The organism is Microbacterium sp. K35, assembly GCF_004794375.1.
In the GTDB taxonomy this organism is placed as follows: Bacteria; Actinomycetota; Actinomycetes; order Actinomycetales; family Microbacteriaceae; genus Microbacterium; species Microbacterium sufflavum.
The window spans coordinates 1-12,489 of record NZ_SSDM01000390.1 but is presented as its reverse complement, the minus strand read 5'-3'; the positions used below and the strand labels follow the sequence as shown (position 1 = coordinate 12,489).

Here is a 12,489-nt window from a genome sequence, read left to right as displayed (position 1 = left end):
GGGGGTCGCCGCCGCGGAGTCGAGCGTCGACGGCGGGACGGAGGTGGCGTCCGCCCCCTCGGCGGGACCCGAACCCGCGAGGGGGGCGGACGCGCCCGGGGCCGCCTGACCTGCGGAAGCCATCGGCAGGTCCGGCGCGGAAGCGCCCGGGGTGCGGCTCGCAGCGCGCACGATCAGGAAGAGCAGGCCGGCCGCGAGCACCAGGCCCACGATCCAGCTGAAGAGGGACAGTGCCGACCAGCTCTCGTAGCCCAGCCCGAACAGCCGCCCGGTGAGCGGTGCGGTGGGCAGGAGGCCGACGATCGCCATCGCGAGGATGCCCAGCTGCACCGGCTCGTACCGGCGCTCCAGCAGGTCGCGCAGGTGCACACGGCCGTCGGTGTCGGGCAGCAGCGCCCAGGCGACGGCGTAGAGGAAGATCACCGGCAGTCCGAACAGCGCGGCCACCACGAGCACCCCGCGCACGATCAGCGGGTCGATGCGCAGCCGTGCGGCGATGCCGGCCGCGACGCCGCCGAGCCACCCGTCGGAGCGCGCGACCCCGAGACCGGCGACCCACAGCAGGAAGCGCTCGGCGCCGCGGGGAGCGGTGCGTCCGGAGGGTGCGGCGCCGTCGACCGGGGTGTCGGGATCGGCGGGCGGCGGGGGAGCGGTCGGAATCGTCATGCGTCGATCCTGCCGTCCGCCGCGGCCGGGCGACCATCGGGGGAACCCCTGAGCGGACCCTGGTTCCGCGTCCGGGGAGCCCCCGGACGGCGCGACGGATGATTGGATGACGGTATGTCCTCCTCGGCGTCCGCCCCCGCGCCCGCCGGTCGCGTCCCCGTGTCGACGCGGCCGCCGTTGGCGCGCGACCGCGACTGCCTGGTCGCCGGGGTGAGCGCCGGGCTCGCGCGCCACCTGGGTGTGCGCGCGTGGATGGTCAGGGCGCTGTTCCTCGCGCTCACGCTCTGCGGCGGCGCCGGCGTGCTGCTGTATGCGTGGTGCTGGGCCTTCATGCCGTGGGCGGAGGGGGAGGCCGCGCCCACCCGTCGCGTTCCCGTCGCGTGGCTGCTGCTCGCCCCGGCCGCGGTGGGCGCCCTCGTGATCGTGGTGTGGCGGGGTGGGAGCGAGGCGCTCGACGGGTCGATCCCGCCCTCGGTCGCCGCCGTGGTCGTCGGCGGCACCGCCCTCGGGGCCACCGCCGCCGGGCTCTGGGCCACGCTGATCGACCGCACCGACACGGCCCGCGGCCCCCGGCACACCGTGTGGGTGCGGATCCTCGCCGTGCTGCTCCTCGGGCTCGTCTCACTGCTGCTGCTGTCCTGGCCCATCGCCCGCTCCGGGGTGGCCCTGGCGCTGCTGCCGCTCGGCGGGCTGATCGCGGTGGTCGCGTCGTCCCTGATCCCGCGGTGGCGCGAGCTGGCGGGCGAGCGCATCCGGCGCATCAGGGAGGAGCAGCGCAGCGTGATGGCGGCGCACCTGCACGACTCCGTGCTGCAGACGCTCGCGCTCATCCAGAACCGCGCCGGCGCATCGAGCGAGGCCGCCCGGCTCGCCCGCGCGCAGGAGCGCGAGCTGCGCGCCTGGCTGTACGACGGCGACGCCCCGGCCGACAGCGACCTGTCCACCGACCTGCGCGACTACGCCGCCGCGCTCGAGCTCGACCACCCGGTGCGCATCGAGGTGGTGTCGGCTGGGCTGTCCGCGGAGCGGGCGAGTGGCGAGCTGGCGGCGGCCGCCCGCGAGGCGATGCTGAACGCGGCACGGCATGCGGGCGGCGAGGTCGCGGTGTACATCGAGGGCAGCGCGCGGGGTGTCGACGTGTACGTGCGTGACCGCGGCAGCGGCTTCCGCCTCGACGACGTGCCCGGCGACCGCCTGGGCGTGCGCCAGTCGATCATCGGCCGCATGCGCAGGGCGGGCGGGTCGGGCGCGGTGCGCAGCGACGACGGCGGCACCGAGGTGCACCTCACCCTGCCGGCGGTTCCCGCGCAGGACCGGACCCCGCTCGGACAGGAGACCCGTGGCTGACCGCATCCGCGTCGTGATCGTCGACGACCACTCGATCTTCCGCTCCGGGCTGCGCGCCGACCTCGACGCGAGCGTGACCGTGGTGGGCGAGGCGGCGGACGTGCCATCCGCGGTCGCGGTGATCGCCGAGACGCAGCCCGACGTGGTGCTGCTCGACGTGCACCTTCCCGGTGGTGCGGGCGACGACGCGACCGGGGGAGAGGCGGTGATCCGCGGATCGCTGCCGTCGAGCACGCGGTTCCTCGCGCTGAGCGTGTCGGATGCCGCCGCCGATGTGGTGCGGGTGATCCGTGCCGGGGCCCGCGGTTACATCACGAAGGGCTCGTCGGGCGGCGAGGTGAGCGCGGCCGTGCACGCGGTCGCGGAGGGCGACGCGGTGTTCTCGCCGCGCCTGGCCGGGTTCGTGCTCGATGCGTTCGGCGCGGTCGCCGGGGAGACGGCCACCGCGACCGATGAGCTCGATCGGCTGTCGGCGCGCGAGCAGGAGGTCATGCGGCTGATCGCCCGCGGCTACGCCTACAAGGAGGTGGCCGCCGCGCTGTTCATCTCCATCAAGACGGTCGAGACGCACGTGTCGTCGGTGCTGCGCAAGCTCCAGCTGTCGTCCCGGCACGAGCTCACCGCGTGGGCGTCGGAGCGCCGACTGCTCTGATCGGGCGTGGTCCTGTCATACTGCCCGTTGTGCATTCGGCGTCCGACCTGTGACCCTGGATGCACCTCCGCTGTGGGACGGAGAGGGCGGGCGGTCGATCGTGGGGATCGACGGCGAACGGGGGTGGGGAGATGCGCTCTGCGATGCGCAGGAGCCGCGGTGTGCGGGTGCTCGGCGGGGTGCTCGCCGTGCTCGGGGGACTCGTGCTGGCCTCCCCGGCGGCGATCACGAGCGCCGGGAACGACGAGCGCGAGCGCCCGGAGCCCTTCACGATCGTGGTGCTGCCCGACACGCAGAAGTACACCGTCTCGGACGAGCTCGCGCAGAGCCTGAACGCGCAGACGCAGTGGATCGTCGACACCCGTGAGCAGCTCAACACGAAGTTCGTGATCCAGGTGGGCGACCTCGTCGACTCCTGGCCCGACGTGCACCAGTGGGAGCGCGCGAGCCGCGCGATGGCGATCCTCGACGACGCCGGGGTGCCCAGCTCCGTGCTGCCGGGCAACCACGACCTCGACGTGACGACGGGCGAGTCGAGCACGTACGACGAGTACTTCCCGCCGAGCCGCTACGCCGATGCGACCTGGAACAGCGCGACCGTGTCGTACGGCGGGTACCTCGGTCAAGACCAGTTCGGCCAGGACGGCATCGACCGCCAGAACAAGGACAACTACAGCCTGCTGACCGTGGGCGACACGAAGCTGCTGCTGCTCAGCCTCGAGTACGAGACGCCCGCGTACGCACTGGAGTGGGCGCAGCGCGTGATCGACGCGCACCCCGACCGGACGGTGATCCTCGCCGTCCACGGTCTCATCACCACGGGCGGCGCGCGGTCGACCGCCACCGAGCGCACCGACGTGACCCCGGTGACCGAGGTCGACCTGTGGCGGGACTTCATCTCGCAGAACTGCTCCATCGCGATGGTGGTCAACGGGCACTGGGCGGTGGGAGACGCGGGCGAGGCGCGGCGCAGCGACCTCAACGCGTGCGGGCGCCCCGTGCCGCAGATCCTGTCGAACTACCAGGGCCGCGCCAACGGCGGCGACGGGTGGCTGCGGTACTACACCGTCGACCCCGCCGCGGGCACGGTCGATGCCCACACGTACTCGCCCACGCTGCGGCAGTACGAGAAGGACGACGACGGCCGCTTCACGCTCCCGCTCGACCTCACGCCGACGGACGACCGGGTGCTGCTGCGCGGCGGGTCGGACTGGAAGGTGTGGAACGAGCTCGGCGCGTGGCCGCGCGGGTGGAAGAGCGCGGCGTTCGACGACGACGACTGGCAGACCGGCACGGCCCCGCTCGGGTGGGGCAAGGGCGTGCAGACGCCGATCGACCTCGGCCCGCCGCCGGAGAACCGCGCGCGGGCGATGCTGTTCCGGAAGACGGTGGAGCTGGACGACGTCGAGGAGCTGTCGACGGTGACGGTGAGCACGAGGGCCGATGACGGCGTCGCGGTCTGGGTCAACGGCGCCCTGATCGGCACCTCGCACCTCGCGTCGAAGAAGCCCACGAGTGAGACGTTCGCAGACGTCGGGCGTTCGACCGACAACGCCACGGACGACCCCGTGACGTTCACCGTGCCGCGGGGCCTGCTGCACGACGGCGAGAACGTCGTGGCCGCCTCCGTCCACGTGAACTACCTGGGCACGAACAGCAGCACGTTCGACCTCGTGATGACGGGTCGGCGATCCTCGTCCGACGGCGAGTGACCGGCCGCCGGGCGGTGATGCCCGGTGCGGCCCGGCCCTGCCCGAGTCGCGGTCAGGCGGCCAGCCAGAGGCCCTTCTGATCTGTGGCGACCGTGAGGCCGGCGGCGACCGTCTCGTCGTCGCCGATGCGGGCGCCGGGCACGATGCGGGCGCCGGGTCCGATGTCGGTGCGGACGCCGACGTGCGCGTGGTCGCCCACCGCCGCCCCCGGTCCCACGTGCGCGTGCGCGTCGATGTACGCGCCCTCGCCGATCACGGCGTCTTCGTCGATCCACGCCCCGCGCGCGATGATGGCTCCCGCCCCGACGCGCGCGCCGGGTTCGATGTAGGCGCCCGCCTCGATGTGTGCCTTGGGGTGCACCTTCGCGCCGTGCGCGACGAGACCCCGACCGTTGGCGTGCTTGCGGTACCGCAGCGTCGCCCCGTGGTCGTTCTCGATGTCGACGTAGTTCTTGCCCACGATTCCTCCCGTGTTCCGGAGTTCTCCGGATATATCAACAACCACGGGCGGGGTGTTTTCATTCCCCCGGATGGATGCGGCTCAGCGCTGGCAGCGCGGGCACCAGAACGTGATGCGCTCGCGGGTGGGATCGGCACCCTGCTCGCCCCGTCGGATGAGGGTGCCGCAGCGGCGGCACGGGCGTCCGGCACGTCCGTACACCCATGTCCCCTGGCCCGGACGATCGATGCCGGTGAAGGTGCGGTGGCGGCGGTCGCGGTTCGCGCGGATGGTGCGCACACCCAGGTCGAGCAGCGCGGCCACATCGACGTCCGCCGTCGGCGTCGTCGGGAGGATTCCGCGCAGGAACAGGAGTTCCGCGGCGTACTCGTTCCCGAACCCGGCCACGTTTCGCTGGTCGAGCAGCGCCACGTGGATGCTGCGGGTGTCGGCACCGAGTCGTCGCACGGCCTCGGCCGCATCCCAGTCCGCGGCGAGCGGATCCGGTCCGAGGTAGCCCACCAGCTCACCCTCGTCGCGGGTGGGGACGACCTCGACCTCCGCGATGTCCACGCCGACGGCCTCACGCTCGGCGGTGCCCACGATCGCGCGCACCTTGAAGGCCGGGTGCCGCCACCTCTCGCCGGCGCGGTACACGAACCAGGCGCCGTCCATGCGCAGATGGGAATGCAGCGTGCTGTCACCGATGCGCAGCAGCAGATGCTTGCCGCGCGGCACCGCCGCGTGCACGCGCTGTCCGGTCAGGTCGACCGTCGCGAAGCGGGGCACGCGCAGGTCGAAGCGCGTGACCTCGGCACCCGCCAGTGCCTCGTCGAGACGCCGTGCTGTGCGGAAGACGGTGTCGCCCTCGGGCATCAGCGCCTCCCGTCCGGTGAGGGCGGCGTCACGGCGGGCGGAGCGGCGGCGTCGGACGGGGCGGTCGCCGCGGGCAGGGGCCGGCGGGTCATCATGTCGCGGGCGAGCATCGTGCTCCCGGCGACCGCAGCGGGCATCACCGCGATCGCGCCGCCGGGGATCAGGAAGCACAGCTGCGTCGCGACGCCGAAGCCCAGCACGCGCGCCCTGCTGCCGGAGAACAGGACAGCGCGGTCGGACGGGCTGAGCTCACGCGCATCGAACGCGCGCCCGGTCAGCTCGCGCGCCAGCAGCCGTCCGGTCAGGATCACGCCCATCACCGGGGCCAGGACGCCGCCCACTGCCGGGATCAGGCCGAGCACCAGCACGAGCAGCGCGATCAGGATGCCGAGGACCACCAGCCGCAGGCCCTCGCCGACGGTGGTCCAGAACCCGCCGCCGTCCGTCGCGGGCGGGTGGCCGAGGTCGACCTCGACCGCGTGCCAGATGCGCTGGTAGAACGGGTCGCCGATCGTGAGGGTGAGGGCGCTGAACACCGAGCTGGCCAGGGCCAGGGCGGCCGCGACCACCACGAGACCGACGGCCGTGCGCAGCAGACCGCGCCAGGGCTCGTCCCACCGGTCGGCGAACGGCGTCAGCCAGGACGAGATCGACGGCATCCCGATGATGAGCGGGATGATCGCGGCGGCCAGCACGATCACGGCGATCACCGCGGGGATCAGCCCGAGCGCCATGAGCCCCGGGCGCGTGCGCCACACACCGAAGCCGCGGAACAGGGTGCGGACGCCGGCGCTGAACTCTCTGACCATGGCTCCAGGGTAGGTGTCGGGCGGGCGGGGTGGCGGCGACGAGCGCGCGGGAGTGCTCAGACGGCCTTGCGGAGCGTGAACCCCCGCGGCGTCTGCACGAACCCGGCCTCCTGCAGGGCGGCCGCGAGCTCGGTGCCGTAGACGCCCTCGCCGTTGACCTTCTCCACCGTGAGGGTGTCGAGGCGGCGGTCGCGGGCGGTCGCCGCGAGGTCGGCGGTCGCGGCGCGCAGCACCTCGGGGTCGTCGGTGAAGCACAGCACCGTGCGCCCGCCGCGCTCGAGCGACAGCACCAGCGCGCCGTCGACCAGCACCACGAGACCGCCGGCCTTGCGCCCGGGCCGGTGCGACACGCCGTCGAGCTTCGGCCAGCCGAGCGCGGCGCCGTAGGGGTTCGCGGGGTCGGTGGCCGCGAGGGTCACGGCCGTGCGGGGCGGCGGATCCGCGAGCCCCGCGTAGGTGCGCAGCCGGTCGACCGTCGCCGAGGCCGCGAACTGCGCGGCGCCGAGCTTCTCGATCACATAACCGCGGCGGCAGTGTCCCGCCTCCTCGAAGCCCGCCAGCACGCGGTACGCCTGGGCGAAACCGCCGGGCACGCCCTCCGCCTGCACCGCGCCGCGGGTCACCACGCCGTAGCGGTCGAGCAGGAGCCCGGCGGTCACGGTGGCGCGTCGCGCGGCATCCGTCTCGATCGCCGGCAGCAGAGACCAGCGTCCGCCGATCGAGGTCGGCCGCGGTGCCGTGCGCGTGAGCGACATCCCGCGGTAGGTGCGCGCGCGGGGGGCACGCCGCTTCACCTTGTGCGCCTGCGACCCGCCCGCGAGCAGCGAGCGGATGGGCGCGAAGGTGTCGTTCGTCACGTGCCCCGACCAGGTCAGGGCCCACAGCGCCTCGAGCACCGACTGCTCGTTCTCGGCTCCGGACATGTCCTTCAGCTGCGCCGCGAAGTAGGCGCCGCCCGCGGCGAGGGCGTCGAGCAGCCGGGCCTCCAGGGAGTCCGCGGCGATCTCGGAGTCGGGCTCGGGAAGCGTGAACGGGGCGAGGTCGACGGGGTGCAGCGACACCCAGCCGTCGCGGCCCGGAAGCGTGCCGTGGCCCGACCAGATCACCTCGCCCGCGGCCGTGAGCTCGTCGAGCATCGCGGGGGAGTAGTCGCGCACCCGCGACGGCAGCACGAGCGACTCCCACGCGCTCGCGGGGATCGGCACACCCGCGAACTGCTCGATCACGGTGAGCACGCCGTCGATGCCCTCCAGCGGCCGACCGAGGTGCTGCCAGTCGGGCAGGAATCGCGCGTAGGCCTCCGGCGACACCGGCTCGACGGAGCCGCGGATCGCTGCGAGCGAGCGCATGCGCAGCCGTCGCAGGACCTCGGTGTCGCACCACTCGAGGTCGTCGCCGCTGCCCGCCGCGGTCGGCAGGAAGTAGCCGCTGGTCAGACGACCGTTCGTCTCCAGGCGCTGCAGCGTGTGCCGGGCGACCGCGGCGCCGAGACCGAACCGGGTCGCGACCGCCGTGGTCGTGAAGGGCCCGTGCGTCCGGGCGTACCGCGCCACCAGGTCGCCCAGGGGATCGGCGACCGGCTCGAGGAACGCGACCGGGATCCCCGTGGGCAGGGCCGCGCCGAGGGCGTCGCGCAGCCGACCGGCGTCTTCGATCGCGGCCACCCTGGCGACACCGGCCACGGTGACCGGGATGGCACGGCGGGCGCCGATCAGCTCATCCAGCAGCGTCGCGGCGCTGGCGCCGGCGGTCGAGTCGGGGTCGAGTCGCGCCGACACCTCGTCGGCGTCGAGCGGGCCCAGCATGCGCAGCAGGTCGGCCACGCCCTCCAGACCGCGCACCCGCCGCTCGGGGTCGAGGCGCTGCGCCTCGCGCTCGAACTGCGCGATCACGTCGGGGTCGAGCAGCTCCCGCAGCTCCACCGTGCCCAGCAGCTCGCCCAGCAGCGCAGGGTCGACGGAGAGGGCGGCCGCCCGGCGTTCGGCCAGCGGCGAGTCGCCCTCGTACATGAACGCGCCGACATACCCGAACAGCAGGTCGCGGGCGTAGGGGGAGGGCTGGCCGGGCTGGGTCTCCACGAGCCGGACGCGGCGGTCGCCGATCGCGGTCGCGAGCTTGCGCAGGGACGGCAGGTCGTACACGTCCTGCAGCACCTCGCGCAGCGTCTCCAGGATCACCGGGAACGTGGGGTGCCGGCGGGCGACCTCGAGCAGCTGCGCCGACCGCTGCCGCTGCTGCCACAGGGGCGTGCGCCGGTTGGGGTTCGTGCGGGGCATGAGCAGCGCCCGCGCCGCGCACTCGCGGAACCGGGAGGCGAACAGCGCCGAACCCCCCACCTCCTGCGTGACCAGCTGCTCCAGCTCGTCGGGGTCGAACACGAACAGCTCGGCGCCGGGCGGCTCGGCCTCGGCGTCGGGGATGCGCACGATGATGCCGTCGTCGCTCGCCACGGCGGAGCCCTCGACGCCCAGCCGCTCGCGCACCCGCGCGTTGATCGCGAGGGCCCAGGGCGCGTGCACCTTCATGCCGTACGGGGAATGGAGGATCACGCGCCAGTCGCCGACCTCGTCGTGACCGCGTTCGACCGTGAGGGTGCGGTCGGTCGGGAGGGTGCCCGTCGCCTCGCGCTGCTCGGTCAGGTGCGCCATCAGATTGGCGCGCGCCTGCTCGTCGAGCCCGGCCTCGATCAGCCGCTGCTGCGCCTTCTCCGGCGAGGCGGAGGAGACCTCGCGGGAGAACGCGCCCAGGGCCTCACCGAGCTCGAACGGCCGGCCGATCCCGTCACCGTGCCAGAACGGCACCTTGCCCGGCTGGCCGTATGCGGGGATCACGTTCACGCGGTCGTGCGTGATCTCGGCGATGCGCCAGCTCGTGGTGCCGAGCGTGAACACGTCGCCCACGCGCGACTCGTACACCATCTCCTCGTCGAGCTCGCCGACCCGCGCCCCGGTCGACTCGCCCGCGACGAACACCCCGAACAGCCCGCGGTCGGGGATCGTGCCGCCGCTGGTCACCGCGATGCGCTGCGCCCCGGGGCGACCGGTCAGCGTGCCCGCGTCGCGATCCCACACCAGACGCGGCCGCAGTTCGGCGAACTCGTCCGAGGGGAAGCGGCCGGCGAGCAGGTCGAGCGTGGCCTCGTACGCCGAGCGCGGAAGGGACTGGAACGGCGCGGACCGCCGCACGGTCTCGAACCACTCCTCGACGCTGATGGCACCGAGGGCGCTCGCCGCCACGGTCTGCTGCGCGAGGATGTCGAGCGGGTTGCGCGGCACCTGGATGGCCTCGATCTTGCCGGCGAGCATGCGCTCCGTGACGATCGCCGTGTGCAGCACGTCGCCGCGGTGCTTGGGGAACAGGGCGGCGCGACTGATCTCGCCCACCTGGTGCCCGGCGCGCCCGACGCGCTGGAGCCCGGACGCGGCGGACGGCGGAGCCTCGACCTGGATCACCAGGTCGACCGCGCCCATGTCGATGCCCAGCTCCAGGCTGCTGGTCGCGACGACGCAGCGCAGCACGCCCGACTTCAGCTCCTCCTCGACCTGCGCCCGCTGCTCCTTCGACACCGAACCGTGATGGGCTTTCGCGAGCACCGGATCCGCTCCCGCGGTCGCCCCCGCCTGCGCCATCATCGCCGCGGGCACGGACGCGTCGGGAAGCGCGACCCCGATCCGCTCGGAGTAGATCTCGTTGAGGCGTCCCGTCAGCCGCTCCGCGAGGCGGCGGGAGTTCGCGAACACGATCGTCGAGTTGTTCTGGAGGATGCGGTCGACGATCGCCTCCTCCACGTGCGGCCACACCGAACCGGTCACCTCGGTGTATTCCGCGTCGATCCCCGGTGCCTCGGGCGGCGCACCGGGGGGCGGCGGCGGGTTGGTCATGTCGTCCATCGGCACGACCACGCCCAGCTCGAACGTCTTGGACGCCGGCGGGGCCACGATCTCGACCGGGTCGGCTCCGCCGAGGAACCGCGCGACCTCGTCGATGGGTCGCACGGTGGCGGACAGCCCGATCCGCTGCGCCGGCTTCTCGTTGCCGTGCGCGGCCCGCAGCGCGTCGAGGCGTTCCAGGCTGACCGCCAGATGCGCGCCACGCTTGGTGGCTGCCACGGCGTGCACCTCGTCGATGATCACGGTGTGCACGTCGCGCAGGGTCTCCCCGGCGCGGCTGGTGAGCATCAGGTACAGCGACTCGGGTGTGGTGATGAGGATGTCGGGCGGGTCGGACACGAGCTTGCGCCGGTCGCTGGAGGTGGTGTCGCCCGAGCGCACCCCGACCGTGACCGCGGGGGCGGCGAGCCCCAGTCGCCGCGCGGACTGCCCGATCCCGATCAGCGGGGACCGCAGGTTGCGCTCGACGTCGACACCCAGCGCCTTCAGCGGGGAGATGTAGAGGATGCGCGTGCGCCCGGAGTCTGCGTCCACGGGCGCCTCGGCGCGCTCGCGGAACACGCTGTCGATCGCCCAGAGGAACGCCGACAGCGTCTTGCCGGAGCCCGTCGGCGCGACCACGAGCGCGTGCTTGCCCGCCGAGATCGCCTCCCACGCCCCCGCCTGAGCGGGAGTGGGCGCGGTGAAGGCGCCGCGGAACCAGTCCTGGGTGGCGGGCGTGAAGCGTTCGAGCACATCGCTCATCCCCCCATCTTCGTGGACGCCGCCGACATTGGGGCCGACGGGCGCTCGCCCCGGCGCGACAGGGGCGCACTCAGGAATACCGGGTAACGTCTAGCGTGTTACCGTCCGAATCGAAGTGACATCCTCATGCCTCTCCTCGCCTCCTCCTCCGCCGCCTCGGCGTCCCCCTCCTCTCGCGTCTCCGGGCTGACCGGACTGCGCGCCCTGGCCGTCGTCGCCGTCCTCGGCTACCACCTCCTCCCCGCTGCGGTGCCCGGCGGATTGATCGGCGTCGACGTCTTCTTCGTCGTGAGCGGCTTCATCGTCACCCGACTCCTGCTGCGCGAACGCGCGCGCACCGGCCGGGTGTCGCTCGGCGCGTTCTGGGCGCGGCGCGCCCGACGCATCCTGCCGGCACTCGCGCTCGTGCTGGCCGTCTGCATCCCGCTCGCCTTCCTGGTCGCTCCGCACCTGCTGTCGGGCATCCGGCGTCAGTTGATCGGCGCTCTCACGTTCAGCTCGAACTGGCTGGCGATCGCCGCGGACGGCGACTACTTCCAAGCCGACCAGCCCGACCTGTTCACCAACCTGTGGTCGCTGGCGGTCGAGGAGCAGTTCTACCTGATCTGGCCGTTGCTGCTGGTCCTGCTGCTGGTGGTCGTGCGCTGGCGTCGCCGCACCGTCGTCGTCCTCGCCCTCGTGCTGGCCGTGCTGTCAGCGGGGGCGATGGTGCTGCTGTCGGCGCCGCCGCTGGGATCGCCGACCCGCGCCTACTTCGGCACCGACACCCACGCGTTCGGACTGCTGCTGGGCGTCGCTCTCGCCGTCGGGATGGGAGCGGGAGAGGTGCGCATGGCCACCGGTCGGCAGGCCGTGGCGCGGACGGCTCTCGGCGTCGCCTCGCTCGGCGTGCTGGTCGCGCTCGCCGTGGTGCTGTCGGACGCATCTCCCGCTGCCGCGCACGGCGGCCTCGCGCTGGCCAGCCTCGCCGCTCTCGGCCTGATCTGGTCGGCGGCGACGGTGCCGCCGCTCGGCCGTGTGCTGGATGCGGCCCCGCTGTCCTGGCTGGGCGAGCGCTCGTACGCGGTCTACCTGTGGCACTGGCCGCTGCTGCTGATCCTGGGGGCCACTCCGCTCGCGGCGCAGCCACTGCTCGTCGCGGTCGTGACGGCGGCGCTGTCCATCCTCGTCGCCGCGCTCTCCTACGCCTTCGTCGAGACACCCTTCCGGCGCGGCCTGCGCGTGCATCCGCCGCTTCCCCGTCGACACGTCGTGCTGCCGGCGCTCGTGGTCGGGGTGCTGGCGGTCGCGAGCGCGGGCATCGCGATCGGCCATGACGACGCCTCGGCGGCCGAGGCCCTCGTCGAGCGCGGCC

Annotated in this window: 9 protein-coding genes; 4 read left to right on the top strand and 5 right to left on the bottom strand. The window is 73.4% G+C overall.

The window, feature by feature from the left end; all coding sequences use genetic code 11:
* On the bottom strand, positions 1-666 hold a 666-nt coding region (locus tag DW299_RS16170), incomplete at its 3' end, for a PspC domain-containing protein (RefSeq protein ID WP_136037185.1).
* Between the two features lie 114 nt (positions 667-780).
* On the opposite strand from DW299_RS16170, the gene DW299_RS16165 reads away from it, so the two are divergent.
* The 3 genes from DW299_RS16165 to DW299_RS16155 all read left to right on the top strand — a co-directional run bounded on the left by DW299_RS16165 (position 781) and on the right by DW299_RS16155 (position 4,377).
* Positions 781-2,013, top strand: coding sequence for an ATP-binding protein (locus DW299_RS16165; protein ID WP_136037184.1), 1,233 nt, complete (start codon positions 781-783; stop codon positions 2,011-2,013).
* Positions 2,006-2,665: a LuxR C-terminal-related transcriptional regulator gene (locus DW299_RS16160; protein WP_136037183.1), complete on the top strand. Its 660-nt coding sequence runs from the start codon at positions 2,006-2,008 to the stop codon at positions 2,663-2,665. The genes DW299_RS16165 and DW299_RS16160 overlap by 8 nt, the downstream gene beginning before the upstream one ends.
* 143 nt (positions 2,666-2,808) lie before the next feature.
* On the top strand, positions 2,809-4,377 hold the full coding sequence (locus tag DW299_RS16155; RefSeq protein WP_168443170.1) for a metallophosphoesterase: 1,569 nt from the start codon (positions 2,809-2,811) through the stop codon (positions 4,375-4,377).
* A gap of 52 nt (positions 4,378-4,429) precedes the next feature.
* Here the strand turns inward: DW299_RS16155 and DW299_RS16150 are convergent, their stop codons facing one another.
* The 4 genes from DW299_RS16150 to DW299_RS16135 form a co-directional block, all read right to left on the bottom strand.
* A complete protein-coding gene (locus tag DW299_RS16150; protein ID WP_136033147.1) occupies positions 4,430-4,837 on the bottom strand; it encodes a DapH/DapD/GlmU-related protein in 408 nt (135 codons plus the stop codon).
* Between the two features lie 81 nt (positions 4,838-4,918).
* Positions 4,919-5,692, bottom strand: coding sequence for a DNA-formamidopyrimidine glycosylase family protein (locus DW299_RS16145; protein WP_136033144.1), 774 nt, complete (start codon positions 5,690-5,692; stop codon positions 4,919-4,921).
* Complete coding sequence (locus tag DW299_RS16140) at positions 5,692-6,501, bottom strand: EI24 domain-containing protein (RefSeq protein WP_136037181.1); 810 nt, start codon at positions 6,499-6,501, stop codon at positions 5,692-5,694. Before DW299_RS16140 ends, DW299_RS16145 begins: the two co-directional genes overlap by 1 nt.
* A 56-nt stretch (positions 6,502-6,557) precedes the next feature.
* Positions 6,558-11,135, bottom strand: a complete 4,578-nt coding sequence (locus DW299_RS16135; protein ID WP_136037180.1) for an ATP-dependent helicase — start codon at positions 11,133-11,135, stop codon at positions 6,558-6,560.
* 126 nt (positions 11,136-11,261) lie between these two features.
* On the opposite strand from DW299_RS16135, the gene DW299_RS16130 reads away from it, so the two are divergent.
* Positions 11,262-12,489 (top strand): acyltransferase family protein (locus tag DW299_RS16130; protein WP_136037179.1); only part of this gene is annotated, 1,228 nt, incomplete at its 3' end.